This is a genomic window from Metabacillus mangrovi, assembly GCF_009711125.1.
Classification (GTDB): Bacteria; Bacillota; Bacilli; order Bacillales; family Bacillaceae; genus Metabacillus_B; species Metabacillus_B mangrovi.
The window spans coordinates 28,759-46,972 of record NZ_WMIB01000021.1 but is presented as its reverse complement, the minus strand read 5'-3'; the positions used below and the strand labels follow the sequence as shown (position 1 = coordinate 46,972).

19 protein-coding genes are annotated in these 18,214 nt (G+C 48.9%); 8 read left to right on the top strand and 11 right to left on the bottom strand.

What is annotated here, in order from left to right:
- Positions 1–125: 125 nt before the first annotated feature.
- The 5 genes from GKZ89_RS16490 to GKZ89_RS16470 form a co-directional block, all read right to left on the bottom strand.
- The gene (locus tag GKZ89_RS16490) at positions 126–461 is read right to left on the bottom strand and encodes a hypothetical protein (protein WP_155113511.1); all 336 of its coding nucleotides are present in this window, start codon (positions 459–461) and stop codon (positions 126–128) included.
- 16 nt (positions 462–477) lie between these two features.
- Positions 478–2,256, bottom strand: a complete 1,779-nt coding sequence (locus GKZ89_RS16485; protein ID WP_155113510.1) for a zincin-like metallopeptidase toxin domain-containing protein — start codon at positions 2,254–2,256, stop codon at positions 478–480.
- 23 nt (positions 2,257–2,279) lie between these two features.
- Positions 2,280–2,546, bottom strand: coding sequence for a DUF5344 family protein (locus GKZ89_RS16480; RefSeq protein ID WP_155113509.1), 267 nt, complete (start codon positions 2,544–2,546; stop codon positions 2,280–2,282).
- Complete coding sequence (locus GKZ89_RS16475; RefSeq protein ID WP_155113508.1) at positions 2,543–2,995, bottom strand: YwqH-like family protein; 453 nt, start codon at positions 2,993–2,995, stop codon at positions 2,543–2,545. The genes GKZ89_RS16480 and GKZ89_RS16475 overlap by 4 nt, the downstream gene beginning before the upstream one ends.
- Positions 2,996–3,207: 212 nt before the next feature.
- Entirely contained in the window at positions 3,208–3,555 is a 348-nt protein-coding gene (locus GKZ89_RS16470; protein WP_155113507.1) for a DoxX family protein, read from the bottom strand.
- A 189-nt stretch (positions 3,556–3,744) separates the two neighbouring features.
- Here GKZ89_RS16470 and GKZ89_RS16465 point away from each other — a divergent pair, with 189 nt between their 5' ends.
- The 6 genes from GKZ89_RS16465 (at position 3,745) to GKZ89_RS16445 (ending at position 7,737) form a co-directional block, all read left to right on the top strand.
- On the top strand, positions 3,745–4,200 hold the full coding sequence (locus tag GKZ89_RS16465) for a DUF2269 family protein (RefSeq protein WP_155113506.1): 456 nt from the start codon (positions 3,745–3,747) through the stop codon (positions 4,198–4,200).
- A 63-nt stretch (positions 4,201–4,263) separates the two neighbouring features.
- Entirely contained in the window at positions 4,264–4,887 is a 624-nt protein-coding gene (locus tag GKZ89_RS16460) for a YczE/YyaS/YitT family protein (protein WP_155113505.1), read from the top strand.
- Between the two features lie 73 nt (positions 4,888–4,960).
- The gene (locus GKZ89_RS16455; RefSeq protein WP_155113504.1) at positions 4,961–5,377 is read left to right on the top strand and encodes an ion channel; all 417 of its coding nucleotides are present in this window, start codon (positions 4,961–4,963) and stop codon (positions 5,375–5,377) included.
- A gap of 11 nt (positions 5,378–5,388) precedes the next feature.
- Complete coding sequence (gene rbsK / locus GKZ89_RS16450; RefSeq protein ID WP_155113503.1) at positions 5,389–6,255, top strand: ribokinase; 867 nt, start codon at positions 5,389–5,391, stop codon at positions 6,253–6,255.
- A 295-nt stretch (positions 6,256–6,550) separates the two neighbouring features.
- Positions 6,551–6,871: a transposase gene (locus GKZ89_RS20935; RefSeq protein ID WP_162356986.1), complete on the top strand. Its 321-nt coding sequence runs from the start codon at positions 6,551–6,553 to the stop codon at positions 6,869–6,871.
- Positions 6,757–7,737 (top strand): IS3 family transposase, encoded by a 981-nt coding sequence (locus GKZ89_RS16445; protein ID WP_155113502.1) that lies wholly within the window; start codon positions 6,757–6,759, stop codon positions 7,735–7,737. Before GKZ89_RS20935 ends, GKZ89_RS16445 begins: the two co-directional genes overlap by 115 nt.
- Before the next feature lie 372 nt (positions 7,738–8,109).
- Here GKZ89_RS16445 and GKZ89_RS16440 read toward each other — a convergent pair whose 3' ends face one another.
- Together GKZ89_RS16440 and GKZ89_RS16435 are read right to left on the bottom strand one after the other, a co-directional pair.
- Complete coding sequence (locus tag GKZ89_RS16440; RefSeq protein ID WP_155113501.1) at positions 8,110–8,883, bottom strand: TerC family protein; 774 nt, start codon at positions 8,881–8,883, stop codon at positions 8,110–8,112.
- Between the two features lie 54 nt (positions 8,884–8,937).
- A complete protein-coding gene (locus tag GKZ89_RS16435; protein ID WP_155113500.1) occupies positions 8,938–9,096 on the bottom strand; it encodes a hypothetical protein in 159 nt (52 codons plus the stop codon).
- 319 nt (positions 9,097–9,415) lie between these two features.
- Here GKZ89_RS16435 and GKZ89_RS16430 point away from each other — a divergent pair, with 319 nt between their 5' ends.
- Together GKZ89_RS16430 and GKZ89_RS16425 are read left to right on the top strand one after the other, a co-directional pair.
- A complete protein-coding gene (locus GKZ89_RS16430) occupies positions 9,416–10,762 on the top strand; it encodes an FAD-binding oxidoreductase (protein ID WP_155113499.1) in 1,347 nt (448 codons plus the stop codon).
- A 53-nt stretch (positions 10,763–10,815) separates the two neighbouring features.
- The gene (locus GKZ89_RS16425) at positions 10,816–11,769 is read left to right on the top strand and encodes a D-2-hydroxyacid dehydrogenase (RefSeq protein WP_155113498.1); all 954 of its coding nucleotides are present in this window, start codon (positions 10,816–10,818) and stop codon (positions 11,767–11,769) included.
- Between the two features lie 403 nt (positions 11,770–12,172).
- Here the strand turns inward: GKZ89_RS16425 and GKZ89_RS16420 are convergent, their stop codons facing one another.
- From GKZ89_RS16420 to GKZ89_RS16405, 4 genes are all read right to left on the bottom strand, one after another.
- A complete protein-coding gene (locus GKZ89_RS16420; RefSeq protein ID WP_155113497.1) occupies positions 12,173–12,961 on the bottom strand; it encodes a hypothetical protein in 789 nt (262 codons plus the stop codon).
- Positions 12,962–13,045: 84 nt separating this feature from the next.
- The gene (locus GKZ89_RS16415; RefSeq protein ID WP_155113496.1) at positions 13,046–14,524 is read right to left on the bottom strand and encodes a SagB family peptide dehydrogenase; all 1,479 of its coding nucleotides are present in this window, start codon (positions 14,522–14,524) and stop codon (positions 13,046–13,048) included.
- 13 nt (positions 14,525–14,537) lie between these two features.
- Positions 14,538–16,451 carry a TOMM precursor leader peptide-binding protein gene (locus tag GKZ89_RS16410; protein ID WP_155113495.1) on the bottom strand — a complete coding sequence of 638 codons (1,914 nt, stop codon included), beginning with the start codon at positions 16,449–16,451 and terminating at the stop codon, positions 14,538–14,540.
- Positions 16,448–18,169, bottom strand: coding sequence for a hypothetical protein (locus GKZ89_RS16405; RefSeq protein ID WP_155113494.1), 1,722 nt, complete (start codon positions 18,167–18,169; stop codon positions 16,448–16,450). The genes GKZ89_RS16410 and GKZ89_RS16405 overlap by 4 nt, the downstream gene beginning before the upstream one ends.
- Between the last annotated feature and the right edge of the window lie 45 nt (positions 18,170–18,214).

Genomic DNA, 18,214 nt, shown 5'->3' with positions numbered 1-18,214 from the left:
TGGATCATGTGGCTACGGGCATTAATTCCTTTAGCGGTTTTGCCTACGGCGGCTTCTTTACATACAAAAAACCCCTAGTAGCTAGGGGATTAAACAAAGACTAGTTTGAATTAAGAATTACGATCTTAATCATCTTCTTCTAAGAGTTCTGAAAGTTCTTCTTCAGTAAAATTATCATTGTCTATTTTATGGGGGCTGTGAGAAAACCCAGAGAAGTCGATGATATATTCAACAACCTTTTTCACATCAGATATGATAATACTGAAATGATCATCACCTTCAAACCTATTATTTTCCATTTGACTTATTACCAGCCATGCAGGGCCCTCAACTCTATGAAAATTTTCGTAGTATTTCACTGAGTGCTGGACGTTTTCCGAAATAAATCCTGGCACCTTATATTTTTGTTGATAGTCTATTGCGATAGAAACAGCATCTTTAGGAGTTAGCTTTACTTCCATCTTTTAAACACATCCTTTACTCATCGTAACCTTTCCAATCTTTAGATGGCCACATACCATTATTTCTTAAACTAAATATATATCTTTGAGCTTCATATATTTCTTCTTGGTTATATTTATGCTTGTTTTCTATTATTTTCTTATAGACATGTTCTTCTTTTTCTATCCTAGTCTGTAGTTGATACTTTTCCATACCAAGTTCTTTCCACTGTTTTGCGTGAAAGCCCTCATGAGTGGCACTGAGGTATGTGGGTTTTTTTCTCAAGTATATTGCACCTTCATGTGGGTCAAAACCTGCAGCAACATTATTAGGCAATATACCTTTCTTGTCAATCTTCACACTTATTCCATTAGCATGCATCTCTTTCTTAAAGTTCTTCACTTCACGTATATTTAAAACTCTTAAACCTTCATCTGTAAATTTTCGCTTTCCGCTAACAGACTTATTTTCCCAAGCACTGAAATCAAATCTTTCAAGTTTATTACCATAATAACTTAAGTGACTTTTGCTTGTCTTTACTGCTGTATGTGCAGTTTTAATTCTGTCTATTTTAATTGCTGCACCACCGACAGCTCCCATCGTCAGCCCATTCCACAGCGCCTGCTGCCGCTGCTCTTCCGTCAGCTTGTTCCCGAACATGTCACGTCCGCTTCCGAATTCCCAGGCGCTGTTAGCGGTGTAAAGGCCGTAGATTCCTTTTTCCGTTTTGTTTAGGATGTCCATGGCTTTTGTGCCTTTGTAGGCGTCGAGCATATGGTTCGCCGTGTTGATGCCTTTAGCTGTTTTGACGATGGCCGCTCCGCCTTTGATGCCGCGTCCGGCCCAGCCGACGACGGGGATGAAGCCTGCGGCGGCCATGGCGCCTGCGGCTACGCGTTCGGCGTCTGAGAGCTTGCGGCCGGTGACCGGATCGACTCCGGTTGTCGCTCGGACAGAGTCATAGTAGCCGGTGACTTCGCCAGTGAAGGTTTTGACGCCGTCCCATGTTTTTTCGTACCACGGTTTGTTTTTCTCTTCTTCGATCCGCGCTTTTTCTGCTTCGATTTTTGCTTTTTCAGCGGCAATCTCATCGCGGATCTTCTGCATTTCTGCCTGCTGCTTTTCAAAATCATTAAGGGATTGCTTCGCTTCTTTCCACACATCGTGGATTTCCGCCGACTCATAGTTTTTGACATTGAAATTCATCGGCTGTGCGCTTCCTGCTTTACTTGTTGCGTTCATCAGTGCCATGAACAAGCCCGGGACGAGGTTGACCAAATCCGCTTTCCCTGCATACAGGGTTTCGTAATTCTTGTCCAATCCGTTAACCGCTTGATCGGTTTCCTTCTTCTTTTCATCCGCTTTGTGCATATTGGTTTCAAACGATTCCTGTGAAAAAGAGGAGATTGCGATGATGTCCTTGATGGAATCAAGAATTCCTTCCAGATCCTTGTGCTGGGTGCTGACCATTTCCTTGCTTTTCTGGGATCCCGTTTCCACTTCTTCATTTAAAAACGGAATAATGACCTTAGTCGGAGGGGCAAGGTTCGTATCCGCCGCCATCTTTGGCAGCTCGCTGAACACCATCTTAACGCCTTTAATGTAATCTTTCCACGCCTTGATGACGTCAATTTGCTTACCGTAAAAGCTTTTGATGTTGTCTGCGCCTTTTCCTTTAAATTCCCCGTTGTCTACAAGAGATTGAAACGATTTTTCCAGAACGTTCAATTTCTCTTCAAAATCTTCATACTGCTTTGTCCGGCTGGCAAGGGCTTCCGCTAACGTGTCTGATTCGTATATTTTCACAGAGCTCATCCGTCACGCTGCCTTTCGTCTCTTTATTTGGTTGTGATTGCTTCATCCTGCTCTCTTAAATAATTCACGTTGTCTTTTGTGTCTTCAATATTTTTCAAAACAGCGGTAACGTACTCCGCTGCCGTTTTTTGAACATATTCCTCTTTCTCAAGCCACATTTTCGTAAACGCCATCTCGTTTTCACCGAGCTCTTCCTTGTTGAACGTCTCCAGCTTCAAATCGTTCAGTGCCTTGATCATGTCCTCCAGCTGCTTCATTACCTCATCATGCTCAAGCTTTACTGTCGTCAAGAGAATAGCCCCTTCCGAATTGAATTAAGCTGGTCCCCGACATCCGCCAGCTTGTCCTTCGCCGTATCGAGGGTGTCATCGACTGCGTTCAAAGCATCCTCTGCTCTTTCCAGTGCCCATTGCTGTGCAGATAAAAAATCTGCCTGTAGTTGAAGCTCGCTGATTTTCGCGCTGATCTGGGTCTGATACTCTTCATAATCCTCGTTAAACACTTTCTCCATGTCTTTGAAGGCAGCGTCACGGGACTGATCGAATCCATCTGCCCGCGGCCCCTTCCAGCTGGCAGAAAGCTCCGGCTTATTGATCGCCTTGATTTCCGTCTGGCCTGCTCCCTGCTCAGCTGCAATTTTGCTGTTTGCTTTCTGTAGACGGCGTATTTTCGCCTGTAACGCGGTAATATCACCGCTGACATCAGCTTTTAACCCGTCCAGTGCTTTCCACAAATCCATTCCGTTTCACCTCGAAATGTGTATTTTCGTCAAAACAGATCTACCTAAACCTTATCATTTTTTACCATATACCCCAATTGGCGGAAAGTCCTCTTCTTCAGGAAAAAATTTGAGGTGAATAAAGAAAATAGCCTAATTTCAAGACTCACCCCATGCTTATAACTATGACCTTACACCTAAAAGCCCCTTCCTATTGGAAGGGGCTTAATGCGTCAAAAGTTCCCGAGATTCAGGTAGAAAAGGAAGGCGGACAGCAGAAGAAGAACGACCGGTGTAGTGAATTTCCCGCCTGCATCCTTCACCTTCAAGTGAGTCACAATTGCGCCGAGCATCGTCAATACCGCAAGGAGCGATCCCCAGGCAGCAAGCCCTTCATTCCAAAAGCCTGCCAGAAGAAAAGCACCGCTCACAAGCTCAACAGCTCCTGTAAAAAAGCGGAACCATCTCGGATACCCGTACCTCGTGAACTCTGCATCCATTTGCTTGCCAAACTTTAAAAATCCGAAAAACAGAAACGCAAGACCTAATAAAATTTGAATAATAAATGCCGCTGTACCCATCTTTGCTTCCTCCTCAAATTGTATTGTTCCTGCTGCGGGAGAGACGGAGTTACAGTAGTATATATTCTTTAATCATCGTATTTAGTCTTATGCAAACGACAATTTTACGTTTATATTACATTGTAAATTTTGGAATATCACACCAAGCTCAATGATATATTTTACCTATTATAAATACAGGAGGAAAGTTTGATTAGTGTATATGGCGGAATTGTATTGATTCATGTGATCGCTGCGGTTTGTGGCCTCGGAGCTACCTTTGCTCTTCCGGTATTAATGAACCGGCCAAAAACAGTTGTGCAGGCTAACTTTGCTATTCACGTAAATGCAGGGATTGAAAAGCTCGCTAAAATGGGAAGCATCACTCTGCTTGTGACCGGAATCATCCTTGGCATTTTAAATCCGGAGCTATTCACAAAATTTTGGTACATCGCCTCTCTTGTTATCTACATCGCCGCCCAGCCGATCGTTGCTGTCATCCTTCCCAAAAAAATTGCAGAACAGCAGGCAATCCTCGAAAGCCATACAGGAGAAGACCTGCCTGATTCGTACCTGCAGATCGGCAAAAAGATGGCTCCCTACAACCACTTTATGCATTCTGCTGCCATCATTCTGATCGCGCTTATGGTTCTTAAACCTTTTTAAGAAGACGGCTTCCATTTTTCTGCTGCCAGGCGTATAGTCAACAGTAAAAAGAGGAGCAGAACCATGCGATACCACCACAGATTCGGAATGTTTTTTTTTGGACTTATCATTTTCAGCTACGGGATTGCGATGGCGATCCAGGTGCAGCACCTTGGGGTCAGTCCTTGGGATATGCTCAATATCGCCCTGCGCGACCGGTTCGGGCTGACAATTGGAACGTGGGCTGTTCTAGTTGGGCTGTTTTTGATCGGATGCTCTCTGTTCATAGGGCGCCGGTACATAAACATTGGCACCTTCTTAAACGCTGTACTGGTCGGAGCGTTCGTAGACTTTTTCTTATTTACCGGCATTCTTCCCTCCGCCTCCTCCCTTCCGCTTGATATCCTCATTCTCCTCGCAGCCATCGCTGTGATGGGAATCGGAGGCGGGATGTATTCAGCAGCGGGAATCGGAGCAGGTCCGCGGGACGGCTTCATGCTCTCACTATCCGATAAAACCGGCTTCTCCATCAGTCACGTCCGTATTGTAATGGAAAGCCTCGTCGTCGTGATCGGCCTTTTGATCGGCGGCCCGGTCTTCCTTTTTACATTTATTTATCCGTTCATCCAAAGTCCAATCTATCAGCGTTCTTATCTTTTTTGGAAAAAGCGGATGGATGAAGATGCTTCCCATGCCGTAACCGGGTAAAAGACTCTTTCCAGGGGTCTTTTCTTCATTTTCAGGGTATTGTACAGCGAATCGATTAGAAAGGAATGAAAACATGTTCCCTAAGATCCATCATCACAAAACGTGGACAGGCTTTCTCTTATTCGCAGTCATTTATCTAATTTCCATTGTATTGTTTGCCGGAATTTATATCGCGCTTGAATACAGCGGGACCGGTCATTTAAAGGAGCATTATACAGATGACAGCAACATTACCTTATACGGCCTCATTTTAAAAACCCTCTATTTCAGCATTGTCACGAATATGGCAATCGGCTTCGGGGATATAACGCCGTTTGGGGTTTCAAGGCTTTTTGCCTCTATTCAGGCATTTATCGGCTATCTTCTTCCCGTTGCACTTGTAATCAACCTTTTCCCGCAGGAAAAAAGGGAACTGGAGGAGAAAGAAAAGGAAGAAGAAAAAGAACTGGAAAAGAAAGAGAAAGAACTGGAACAGAAATCGCAAGCGTAAGGAGTGGCATAATGACAGCAAAAATAATAGTAATCGGCAGTTCATCCATGGACCTGGTCGTCACGGCCAGTAAAAGACCGGAAAGCGGCGAAACCATTCTCGGTGAATCCTTCAAGACGGTCCCCGGCGGCAAGGGCGCCAATCAGGCAGTAGCCGCCGCACGGCTTGGAGCAGAGGTTTATTTTGCAGGATGCATCGGTGATGACCCTTATGGAGAGGCAATCCTGGCGAACCTTCAGGCAAACCGGGTCAACACTGATTATTTAAAGATCCTCCCCGGCGAAGCAAGCGGAACGGCCCACATCGTCCTCGCCGAAGGAGACAACAGCATCATCGTTGTACAGGGAGCCAATAAAAAAGTGACCCCCTCTATAGCAGATGCAGCGCTTCCGATATTGAAGGAAGCCGATCTCGTTTTGATCCAGCAGGAAATCCCGGATGAAACCGTTGAGCATGTCAGTGCATTATGCAAGGAGCACGGCGTCCGGCTGCTGCTCAATCCGGCACCCGCAAGGCAAGTAAGCCAGGCCGTGCTCGATGCTGCATCCTTTCTGACCCCGAATGAAACAGAAGCCCGATTCCTCTTCGGAGCAGATGAACCATTGGAAACCTATCCAAACAAGCTGATCATCACACAAGGAAGCAACGGCGCCCGCTACCACAACGGGGAAAAAATCATAACCGTCCCCGCTTTCTCCGTCCAGCCTGTCGACACCACCGGAGCAGGCGACACCTTCAACGCCGCCTTCGCCGTAGCAATCGCAGAGGGGAAACCACTGGCCGAAGCTCTCCTATTCGCCAACCGTGCCGCCTCGATCTCTGTTACAAAATTCGGTGCACAGGGCGGAATGCCATACCGGGTGGAGGTTGAGGGGTAGGTTGGGGATGGGGGTTTGACCTTTGGTTGGGGCTGGGCTTGGGGTTGGGGCTGAGCTTTGGGTTGGGGTTGGACTCCGATGGAAGCCGCCTCCGACCCCACTTGCTTTAACGCATCGGGGGGCAGAGGGACTGCACTTCAATCCCTTGTGCACCAACGGTTTGCAGAGATGGTGCCGGAGCTTTAGTACGTTAGCGAATGTGGGGACTGGCACCGGGTCTGTGGTATGCTCCCCTTAAAGTTTACATGGTCTCCTCAGAGGTGTTAGGGTGTAAAACCGTAGGAGGAGATCTTAAATGAAAAAATACACAGAAGAGATGAAAAAAGAAGTGGTGCAGTTTTATCATGACCACCCTGAGTTAGGGTATCTGAGTGTGGCGAGGGAGTTTGGAATCCCTTCCGACGAGTCCGTCAGGAGGTGGGTGAAAAAGGCTCAGGTGGAAGATAGGGAAAAAAGCGATAAAAAAGCAGGAGAGGCTTCTCCAGAGAAAAAAACGAGAAGGTGCCTTCCTTCCGGCTGGCCGCAGCCACGTACAGCCCTAGAAGAGAAGGCACTCACAGATGCGGAGAATGCCTATTTAAAAAAGTTATTGGAGTTGAGAAAGGGGGACGGTTAAGCAAGTCTGAAAGATTTAAAATCATCCACGAACTGTCTGACAAGCATAGTGTTTATAAATTGTGTCTCTTCGCAGACGTATCTAGAATGGGGTTTTATAAGTGGAAGAAAAGGCGAACGAGGCCTTTAACAGAAAGGGAGAAAAAGAATCAGGAAATTGCCCGTCTCTTGCGAGAAGCGTATTTTCAGGAGAAAGGCCGTCAAGGGTATCGACAGCTTAAGATTCTCTTACAGAAGCAGCACGCCCTTAAGATCAACCATAAACGGGTTCGAAGACTGTTGAACCAAATGGGCCTTCACGCCAAACCGAGGAGAAAGAAATTCAAAAAGTATGATCAGGAAAACCGTTATGCGAAGAACCTGTTAGCACGTGATTTTACAGCGAAGAAGCCAGGGGAAAAGCTTTGTATTGATATTACTTATGTGTATGCCGGAAGCAAGAGATATTACCTTTGCGCTATTATTGACCTGTTCAACAAAGAGATTATTGCGTATCACCTAAGCAGCCAGAATGATACAGAGCTCGTCTTAGAGACGCTAAAAAAAGCCGAGAAAAAAAGAGACCTAAAAGGGGCCACGCTGCACAGCGATCAAGGGCACCAATTTACGTCTCACAAATATGCAAATACAGTGTTAGGGTATCAAATGATTCGAAGTATGTCTAGAAGGGGGAACTGTTGGGACAATGCCCCGATTGAGTGCTTTTTCAGTCATTTCAAGACCGAAGGGCATTGGCTGGACCGCCCGAGAAACCTAAGCCAGCTGGTAAGCTCCGTTGATGAATACATGAGGTACTATCATTTCAGACGCTACCAGAAAGAGCTGGGGTTCAAAACGCCTCTTGAATTTTATAGAGAGGCGGTCTAACCCTCGGGGCCATGTAAACTTGACAGGGCGCAGTGCACTGTCCCCACTTGCTTCACCGCATCGGGGGACAGAGACCCAGTCCTGTTATCCCTTGTCCACCAACGGCTGGAAAAACTGGTGCCGGAGCTTTAGTCCTTTAGCAGAGTGAGGGTCAGAGCACTTAGGAACCAACTTAAGCAGAACGGTTACGTAAGCATAAACTTACTCCTGAAATCAGTACTCCCCCTGTCGAATGCTCCCGAAAAATCGATATCACAGCATTTTCGATGATAAAATAGAAAATTCGAAGATAAATCCAAGCCTACACCCCTATACGAAGACCATCACCTGCATTCACCCATAAAAAAACTGCTGATCGCTCAGCAGTCTTTTTTATTTGCCTGCAGCTGTTTCTTCTGCACGCGGTTTGGACATAAACCAGCCGGCTACTGCGATCAGCAGCAAGACGGACCAGAAAATGACTTTCCATGTGACGCTTTTTCCGAAGCCTTCCGAAATGATGGCAAGCTGCGGGTGGGAGAGTGCGTAGACGGCGAGTTTGACCCCTACCCAAGCTACGATGGCGAAGGCGGCAGTTTCAAGGCCCGGTCTGCGCTCTAACAGAACAACGAAGTAGCTCGCGGCGAATCGCATGATGACAAGACCGATGATTCCTCCGGTTAGGATGACGGCGAAGTGTCCTCCGTCAAGGCCTCCGATTTCCGGGAGATTCGTTTCCGGCAGGGTAACGGCCAGAGCGACGGCTGCAAGAATGGCGTCGACAGCGAAAGCGATATCGGCTACTTCGACTTTAAGGACGGTCATCCAGAAGCCGGAGCCTTCCTTCTTCCCTTCTTTTACTTTCTTAACTTTCGGTTTCAGAACATGTTTTTTCAAGATATGGTAAAAAGCGATTCCCAAGAGGTAAAGGGCTCCTATCGCCTGAACCTGCCAGATATCTACCAGGTACGAAATGATGAAAAGCGATCCGAAGCGGAAAACAAATGCCCCGGCAAGACCATAGAAGAGTGCCTTCTTCCTTTTTTCTTCTGGAAGATGTTTAACCATTGTTGCGATAACGAGTGCATTGTCGGCTGCGAGAATTCCTTCAAGTCCGATCAGAATCAGCAGGACCCATCCATACTCTAAAAGCAAAGCTGCATCCAATTCGTGACCTCCTTTAATTTGTGGTTTTTCTTAGTATGCCTTTTTTCATCCTTTTCATCTATATGCAAGCAAATGGCGCGGCTGATCCGGCCCCTGCTGGGTTTGAAGCGCGAGGCTTCTCGGCGGGTTGTGAATTTCAAGGGTAAAAATGGAAACAGCGTACAATTTAAACGTAACAAGCAAGGTCGTGAACAAAAGAAGTTTCTTTTGCAACAGAGTGTCAGTTCTCCTTCAAATAGTAGTTTGAAGGGTTTTTTATAAATAAAAAACCCTCACCATACTCTGGTGAAGGTTGAAAATCCGCATATTCATGCCTTCACCACTTAATGGCAAAGGTCTCGCAAACAACAGGTCTGTTGCCAGTCAAGCCGGCGATGCTGGTGGCATCACGTATTGTCGACGTAACTGTAAGCTACTCCCCTTTGGAGTATTTTGTTATCCTCATCATAATCGATAGATGGGATTTCCGTCAAGAATGAACTTCTTTGCCCCATCATAAAATGTATGGATGCTAAAGAGGCGGGTGGTTGATATGTTTGAGCCGGATGTACGGGGATTGACCGGAAAAGTCATTACAAGATACAGCCCGGAATATGAAGCTTCCAGGCAGGAGTGGAACCGCGCCATCCAGCGGTTTCCTCTCGTAATCGTCTACTGCTCCGAGGTGCTGGACGTTCGCAATGCGGTCCGATGGGCGGTAAAAAATCAGGTTGAAATCAGGATCCGCTCAGGCGGGCATCACTATGAAGGCTATTCCGTCGGAAACGGGGTCATCGTCATTGATCTCAGCGGACTTAATTTTATAACAAGCAGCCGATCGGCGGGTACCATCACAATCGGTGGCGGAGTGAAAAACGAGCAGCTTTATGAATATGCCGGAGCAAAGGGCTTTCCGTTTGCTGGCGGGACGTGCCCGACGGTAGGTGTAAGCGGATATGTACTGGGCGGAGGCTGGGGCTATTCAAGTCGGCTGTTCGGACTAGGCTGCGACAGTCTTCTTGAACTGGAGCTTGTTGATGCGGAAGGAAAAGTGCTCAAGGCCAATCATAAGCAGAATTCAGATTTATTCTGGGCATGCCGTGGAGCCGGTGGCGGCAACTTTGGAATCGTTGTATCTATGACCTTCCGACTTCCCCCAAAAACCGCAAATGTAACTCTTGTCCAGCTGTTCCTTCCCGAGGCCAGTGCGGAGAACATGATCGAGTTTCTTGCAATTTGGCAAAAATGGCTGCCCGCGCTTGACCGGCGGATGACGCTTAGTACGAGTCTGTATGACTCTGCTGCAGAAGGGATGGCCATTTACGGCAGGGGCTTTTTTTACGGATCGGAGGATGAAGCCAAAAGGCTGCTTCTCCCCTTTTCCATAATTCCTGGAATGCAGATTACTGCTGAAACGAAACCCTTCCTTCAAGCTGTAAATGAGGTGGAAGAGACATATCCGCCTTCTGAAAAATTTAAGTCTACCGGCCGCTTTGTATACAAAACGTATTCAGCCGGGGAACTGACTGACATTGCCGCTCTTATTCAAAATAAACCGCCGGGTTCTGTTTTTGCTGCCCTGACCGTTTATGCCCTCGGCGGGAAGGTTTCAGACGTTCGGCCTGATGCCACAGCATTCTTCTATCGGGATGCACGCTATATCCTCGGCATTCAGTCGGTGTGGGAAGAAGACCGGTATGCCTCAGTAAACAAAAGCTGGGTTGTGGAGCGGTTCCGCTATTTGGAGACGATCACAGCCGGTTCATTCGTTAATTTTCCCATCAGCGAACTCCGCAATTATGAAGAAGCGTATTTCGGCGGGAATGTGAAAAGACTCCGGGAAGTGAACGATACGTACGACCCCGGACGGGTTTTTCAATTTCCGCAGGCAATCCGCTAAAAGCCCACCCCTCCCTTTTCATTTGGTACAATACAAAAAGGGAGGGGTAGTTTATGGGAAAAATGATCATTGGCCAAAACCTGGGGGAATCCTACGTAAAACGGATCCAGGAAGTTATTCCAGACTGGACGCTCATTGTTGGCAGAGAAGAAGACGTGTGGAAAGATGAAATCGCCGGTGCAGATGTGATTGCGGGCTGGCGAAAAGGGATGACCCAGCACCTTGAAAGTGCCCGGGAACTTAAATGGATTCAATCATGGAGTGCCGGCGTCAACAATATGCCGCTCGAAGCATTCGGAGAACGGTCCATTATTTTAACAGGAGCGGCAGGTGTCCACGCCTACCCGATTTCTGAAACCATTTTTGCCCTCATGCTCGGACTGACAAGAAAAATCCACACCTATGTCCGCAATCAGCAGGGAAAAGCATGGCACCATGCAGGACTCAAACTCGAATTACATAACAAAACCATCGGCATACTCGGGGTGGGCGCGATTGGCAAGGAAACCGCAAAAATTGCGAAAGCCTTTAACATGAATGTCCTTGGATTAAGAAACTCCGGAGAACCGTATGAATATGCCGACCAAATGTATAAACCGGAAGACCTAAACCGCATGCTCCCCCAGTGCGACTATGTGGTGATCACCCTTCCGCTTACTAAGGACACGGAACGGATGATCAAAAAAGAGCAATTTCAATTGATGAAAAACTCAGCCTTTCTCATTAACATCGGCCGCGGGGCCATCATCGCGGAGGACGATCTCGTTAAAGCTTTGGAGCAAGGAGAAATTGCAGGAGCCGGACTCGACGTTTTTGAACAGGAGCCACTCCCGGAAAGCAGTCCCCTGTGGGAGATGGAAAACGTCATTGTCACCCCGCACACCGCCGGTTCCACCGAGTATTACGATGAACGGGTGATTGAAGACATCCTGCTGCCCAATTTAGAAAAATTCCTGGCAGGTGAAGTGCCTGAGATTAACCGGGTGGATTATAAGAGAGGGTATTAGGAAAAAGCCGTTCCGGAATGGGACGGCTTTTCTTGAGCCATAGACGTAGGGCTTTTTTGGTCTATTGGCGGGTCTGGCGGTACGGCTTTTTTGGTCCATTGGCGGGGTCAGTCCCGCTCTGCTTTAAAGCAGCAGGGGACAGAGGCTCGCTTCTCCGAGACCTGCTGCCGCAAGGGATTGGGGAGCCGGTGCCGGAGCTTTAGTATGGCAGAGAAAGTGGGGACAGGCACCGTGCCAGTCCCCACTTCCTTTAAAGCAACAAGGGACAGAGGACGGTGCGCTGGACCCCTTCTCTCCAAACGGTTTACAGCGTCGGTGCCAGAGCTTTAGTGCTTTAGCAGAGTGCGGGTCAGAGCGCTGCAGTATATTGCACCCGTATCACACACCTTATATCCAACCCTGGTCAAATTTCTGGCGTCAATTCCTGAGTATCCCGGAACCCGCCTCCGGAATCCACTCTAAACAGCACCGTACTGTTGCGTTTATCCACACCTACTGAATATCCCCCGTCTTTGCTGTCGATTGTCCTTACACCTATGCTGTAAAGCCCTTCAGCCAGGACTTCGCTTTTTTCATAATCTTGTACGAGGTTTTTGGCATTTGGTATTTTATCATTTTTATCGTGGGTATTGTAATAAAAAGCAAAGTGGACCCGAATGTTTTCCTCGTCTTCATTAGATTCAGCGTAGTCAGGGAGCAGCTGGTCCAGATCAATCCTTTGCGTGTCCTTGAACTGGGTGGTAAGCCGCTCTTTAATGGCTTCTCCTGTGCGAACATCCATGTAGTAATAGAAGTTCTTTTTTATTTCATCATATTGAACAGGTGACTTTTCCATAAAGCCGTATTTTTTTATGATTTTTTCTGAAAAAGAAAATACACCCGGGTACTGCTGCACATAAGCGCCTTTGACCAGTTCCGTATAAACCTCTTCGCTTTCAACCTTGTATGTATCGCGTTCCAGGCTAATAAAAGCGGTCGTTTCGTATGGTTTTTCAATTTCAATCGCTGTTTGGTGTGCTACTCCAGCGAGCCAGTTGTTATCCCACTTCAGAAAGTGATAATCGTCGCTTTTGATTCCGTATGTTTTTTCCATGTATTGATCGAGGGGCTCTTTAAGGTCTTTTTCCATCACACACCCGTTCAACAGGCTCGCAGCCAGTATCGTCATCATTCCTGCGTATATCCTTTTCATTTTTTCTCCTCCGTCTTAGTCCCACCTATTACCATTGTAATATACAACTTTAAAAAGCAGGGCATTATTTCAGCCCTGCTCCCATCAAAGCCTCCCCTTCAACCAAGCCCGCTTTCGATACGGACCAATCGGGATCTGAATCAGACATGTGCTCTCCTTCAACCCATATAAATCATCACACCGCTGTACATCGTATCCGAGGAGCGGATGGCCGCCGAGGCCCATGGCAGAAGCGGCGAGAAGAAGGCGCTGGGTGAAGCTTCCGGTTTCCATCTGCTGGATGCGGTAGCCTCTGTACCCGAGCTGCGGCAAAAAATGCCCCCGTTCTCCTGCGAGATGGATGACCATTGGCACTGCGTAAAGGTTCACATTGTGAAGGGTTAATGCTTCCTGCAGGCAATCACGGTGATCACCGGGCCGGAGGAGCTCAAGCTGCTGCTCCTTTGGGTGGTAGCGGTAGGCGCCGTTTTGGATGCCTTCGACCCCAAAGAAATTTATATAGACGTCCGGTCCTCCAGTGTCTGTATCTTTTCTGGATGTGAAAGCGGCCGCTGCTTCGCAGAGAAGGTCACCTGCCTGCTGCTTCGTTATCTTTCTGCTGATAAAATCAAGATCCGGTGAAAAACGGTTCTTGCAGGCTTCTTTGAAATCATAGCGGAACCGGTTTCCAGGGAGTTTACTCAAGATTCCGTGCAATGGCTCCAATTTTCCGGCAACCCTCTTGAATTCAGCCGTTGAATCCATGAAACTGTATGCATTCAGTTCCGTAATCACTGGAAATGCTAGCACACGTTCAGACCGTTCGATGTGATCAGTCTGAATCGGCAGGATGCCTGAGCATAGCTCTTCCGCTGTAAAAACCGTCTCGCTCTCCCTTTGCCAGTGCGTGGCATCCGCTGACAGCGGGATGACGGCATACACACTCTCTTCCTCTCCATTTATACCGAGAAGATGATTGAGCGCACGGTCCAAAAATTGATAGTAGATCCCGGAAGCCCATCCGAACCGTTTGGCCGTCTCCTCCAGCTGCCCGATCAGCACGCCGGCATCCAGCCCCTGCAATCTGTAGGAGAACAAGTTGTATTTAAAGAAGTTTTTCCAAAATCGGGTGGTTAGGAAAATGGTGCAAAAGCATGTGGACACTTCACACCGGCTTCCGAGTGCCTGATCGGTGCAGCTGTCAAAATTCCCTTCCCGCAAAAGTACGAGGGAGTGATGTGCCGCATCGTAATGATAAACACCTGCCGGGGCTTCCGGAATGTTCAGGTACATATACAGTTCGCTCGGATACAGCCCGCCGCCGGATGGAGCGAACCGTCTTGCGCCGGTTTGCAGCGTTCCGTCCTGGCCGGTATACTGCACCGCCTGAGTCAATCCGTATGTGTACAGGAGAAAACGGCCGAATTCTCCAATAAATCCATTCTTGTCTGACAACGAAAGAACCGGCAGATCCCGGTAGATTTTATAAGGAAGAGGGGCATCCTCCCAATCCGGCTGCCAGTCCGGGGGGCTTGCCCGGTCCACGTCAAAATGAATACAGTAAAGCAGCTCTTCACCTTTCATTCAGGCTGTCCTCCTACGGGAATGGATGCGGATAAACATTCAGCTGCTCCGGCTTCAGCGGGACCTTGGTAAATCCGAGTTCCGCCGGTACCGTGAACACCCGGTCCAGACCTGTCAGTCTTCTGAGATGATGTCCGAACGTCATCGGGAGCATTCCCGGAATCAGTACTTTTACGCAGTGCAATCCGTTCCGGGCAAGCTCCGGAGCCGTCTGGTTCACAGCGATGACATCCATGCCGCGCTTCTTAAACCGCTGCAGGACATCTTCAAGATCTTCTTTCAAATCGCTTCTGGATGGAGGGGCGGGAAACGCTTCTTTAAAAGTGAGGAGTGGCCTTTCGTCCTTCAGCAGAAAATCAAGCCGTTCCTCCGCTTCCTCCAGCCCGTAAAGCATCCCGTGGTCTTCCATCTGCCGGACAAGCGTTGAATCCTTCAGCAGCTTCACATACACTTCTCTTCCCGCTTCAAGCTTTTCGCCTAGTGCTCCGATCATTCCCGCGTTCTCGAAAACCGCGCTTTTGACTGCACGGACCGGATCCAGGTGGGCTCCGGCTGCACACATCAGGTTCATGCCTCTGCTGCTGCGGTTCTTCAGTATGGCCCAGATGCATGGGATGCCATGCTCCATTGTAGACTGGTACAGAAGAAGGTCATACCCGTACACATACTCAAGCCGGTCGAGCATCAAATTCAGTTCCAGGTCACCTGACGAACGCGGGTCAATCCGTCTGAGAGGAAGCTTTCCGTACCATGTCATTAAAAATGAATCCCGCTCCGCTACCTCCATGATGCCATGGAAGATGGCCTCCTCCATGCTTCCGCCCACTGCACAGCCATTGGATGTTTCGTACACATACCCGCCGGAACCGTGACCGCAGCCGAGGCTGTAATAGGCAAGCAGCTCAGGAACGAGCACCGGACGCTCCTGCAAAAACGAATAGCCCCACACCCAGCTGCGTTTCCGGTCTTCACTGAACGGCTCAAAGGGGAAACCGGCTTCTGCATACTGCTCTTCACCGTGAACTCCGAAGGCGGAAGGATGAACGGCATAGTCTTTAATGTCCCTGTACCGTTCCCGCACTTTCGTATTTTTTCCTCTCGCATTCATACCGCAATACCGCTCAAGACCTTCGAGGATGGCAGTCAATTCGCTTGTCTGATAGGAAAGCGTGCGCCCCGCTGTGCCCTCGTTTCCGCCGAACAGCGGGAGATTGACGCTCGCATCTGCAAATGGTGTCGTCAGGTCAAGAATTTTCTCATTAAAAACGCCCGTCCGGTCATCCAGATAGTCTTTTACAAGAAAACCTGACAGCTCTTCAATCGATCGGCAGCGGTACCCCTTTCCATTTACCTTCGGGCTGGATTGAAGCCTGATTCTTGCGAGTTCCGGGGAGTCATCAGGGATGGTGCTGCAATCGCCGCAGTAGGAGTCCGGCAAAAAAGCATGCCATTCTCCGGCAAGTGTCTTCAGGTTCAGTAAGTAAGCCCTTGCGCTGATCTCTTCTCCGGCCAGTATCTGTTCCGCTTCCTGTTCGATCAGAATCGCCATTTGGCTTAACCCTGTGGAAGACGCCCATGCATCTTTTTTGCTGTCTGCTTCTGCCTCTCTTTCCGTTAAATCCCACATCTCCCTCCGGTCCCGCCCTGCCATCAGTTTTCTTGCCGATAAGCAGTGAATGCAGCCTTCAGAGCCTAGTCTTTCAGCAGGACCGATGATGCCTTCCCCGAATGAGAGATAGGCATGGAGGCGGGGAAGGTCTTTAAGCCCGGCCTTTGCTTCCCTGAAAAAACGAGGGTTCCAGAAATCCTGGAGAACGATTGCGGCCTCCGCTTGCCCCGCTTCACGGCTGATCCGGTATTTGCCACTTAGTCTTTTACGGACTGCTTCAGCCAGATCCCCTTCGCCATACACTGCGATGGTTCTCATTTCGTTTCCCCCTCGCGGATTGCTGTCCGGAAAACACCGGCAAGTCCTTCTGAAAGCTCCGGCCCGATATGGAGCTCTTCCATTTCAAGCACCTTCCCCTCTTTTGCAAGCACCTCTTCCGCCTGCAGAAAAAGGGCCTCATAATCTTGTTCATATGCAGGAATGTTCAGCCGGAAGGAATGCTGAAGCACAAGCGGAGCCGGTGCAGGAGGACTGCCGCTTTCAAGAGTAATCGCCTCCTTCAGGGCATTCCTGGCTGCAAGCGTCGCGTTCAAGCCGGTGCCCCGCTTCCAGCCCCGGCGGGTTCCGGTCCAGATGACAGGAAAGCCGGCTGCCTCTTTTCCGACACCGAACACCGGCGGGCTTCCCAATGTATGAAGCACCTGGCAATAGTACCGGCATGCAGGATCTTCCGTTTCAAATGTGACCGGATACATTTGCTCATTCTCCCCAGCCTCTTTTTCCAGTGCTTTTTCCAATCCTCTGCAGATGGCTTCTGCTGCTGTCTCCCCTGTAGAAGCGCCCTCCATCAGGCACGAGAGATACGCTTCAATTCCGGAAAGGGCCGCTTCTCTTCTTGCTTCTTCCTGCGTAAATCCTGTACATATCATTTCCTCAAGCTGTCCGCCTGTGAGAGGATCGGCTGCCTGAACCCGGCATTGCGGAAGGGGCAGCTGGCTGAGTTCCCCTTCTTCCCAGATCCTTAACATTCCAGTGTCCGGATTTGTAAGCCGGCTGAAGAACAGCAGCCAATCCCCTCTTTTCCGCTCCTCCTGTATAAACCGCTCCCGGCTGACCGGTTTTATACTTCCTGTTTCAGAAGGGATCGGCCGCAAGCTTCCTTCCAGCGTTTCTGCATTCAGGATATAGGCCATCTTATTGCGGTTTTGAACACCCGCCGCCTCCTTCAGCCACTCAAACGCAGCAGCATTTGCAAGCAGGGATCTTGCGGGTGCTGACGGAGGCGAAGCGGTGTCCCCTGGAAAACAAAGATTTGCTGCAGCCATTCCGGTATAGCCTTTTCCCCCGGAAAAGAAAGCGGGAATAAATGGGATTCCCTCCCTGCTGCAGGACTCTCTGAAGGATAAAAGCTCCTCCAGGCTTTCTCCCGCATACAGCACAGCCTGCAGGTCTTCAAATGCTCCGCTCCACGCTTTCACCGAGACCGTATGATCCTGTTCACGGGCCTCTGCAGCCAGTTGTTCAAATTGCTGGCGGGCTTTTATGGCCGGATCAGTCAGTTGGTATTGGACCGCTTGCAGCCCGGAGTCCAGCAAGGCTGAAAGAAGATCGCAGACACCCTCTTCTGACCCTGCAGCCAACACTCTTGATGTACGGAAATCTTCAAATCTTGCCTCTCCGGAACCCCCAAGTTCATCCAAGAAAGCAATCTGTGAGGCATACCGTTCCAGTATTTCCTGAGAGAGTCCGTGGGACCGCTCCCTGCTGACATCGCGGACATAGCCGTTCCGGTAGAGTACACCAGCCATTTCAAAAACCCGGTCACGGTATGCAGGCGTCAGCCCTGCGGTTAACTCATCCAGCCGCTGTGTTCCGTCGAACTTCGGCAGCAGCACCTCTACCCATTGTGCCACTGTACTTCCTTCCATTAAAAAGGAGCTTGTATTGTTGCGGAAGTACACACCGCCTGCCTGCCCTGGAATATGCACCGTATCGCGGTTCACTTTCAGCCGCATTGAAGGATCGACATTATTCATCATGCTCCTCCTCGTTCTTTCATTATCCATTCAATGTATGCGGGT

Coding starts and splice junctions, on each gene's coding strand:
- rbsK (WP_155113503.1), top strand. CDS start 5,389: ATGACAGCAAAAATAATAGTAATCGGCAGTTCATCCATGGACCTGGTC.
- GKZ89_RS16485 (WP_155113510.1), bottom strand. CDS start 2,256: ATGAGCTCTGTGAAAATATACGAATCAGACACGTTAGCGGAAGCCCTT.
- GKZ89_RS16405 (WP_155113494.1), bottom strand. CDS start 18,169: ATGAATAATGTCGATCCTTCAATGCGGCTGAAAGTGAACCGCGATACG.
- GKZ89_RS16475 (WP_155113508.1), bottom strand. CDS start 2,995: ATGGATTTGTGGAAAGCACTGGACGGGTTAAAAGCTGATGTCAGCGGT.
- GKZ89_RS16425 (WP_155113498.1), top strand. CDS start 10,816: ATGGGAAAAATGATCATTGGCCAAAACCTGGGGGAATCCTACGTAAAA.
- GKZ89_RS16470 (WP_155113507.1), bottom strand. CDS start 3,555: ATGGGTACAGCGGCATTTATTATTCAAATTTTATTAGGTCTTGCGTTT.
- GKZ89_RS16460 (WP_155113505.1), top strand. CDS start 4,264: ATGCGATACCACCACAGATTCGGAATGTTTTTTTTTGGACTTATCATT.
- GKZ89_RS16420 (WP_155113497.1), bottom strand. CDS start 12,961: ATGAAAAGGATATACGCAGGAATGATGACGATACTGGCTGCGAGCCTG.
- GKZ89_RS20935 (WP_162356986.1), top strand. CDS start 6,551: ATGAAAAAATACACAGAAGAGATGAAAAAAGAAGTGGTGCAGTTTTAT.
- GKZ89_RS16415 (WP_155113496.1), bottom strand. CDS start 14,524: ATGAAAGGTGAAGAGCTGCTTTACTGTATTCATTTTGACGTGGACCGG.
- GKZ89_RS16455 (WP_155113504.1), top strand. CDS start 4,961: ATGTTCCCTAAGATCCATCATCACAAAACGTGGACAGGCTTTCTCTTA.
- GKZ89_RS16430 (WP_155113499.1), top strand. CDS start 9,416: ATGTTTGAGCCGGATGTACGGGGATTGACCGGAAAAGTCATTACAAGA.
- GKZ89_RS16410 (WP_155113495.1), bottom strand. CDS start 16,451: ATGAGAACCATCGCAGTGTATGGCGAAGGGGATCTGGCTGAAGCAGTC.
- GKZ89_RS16490 (WP_155113511.1), bottom strand. CDS start 461: ATGGAAGTAAAGCTAACTCCTAAAGATGCTGTTTCTATCGCAATAGAC.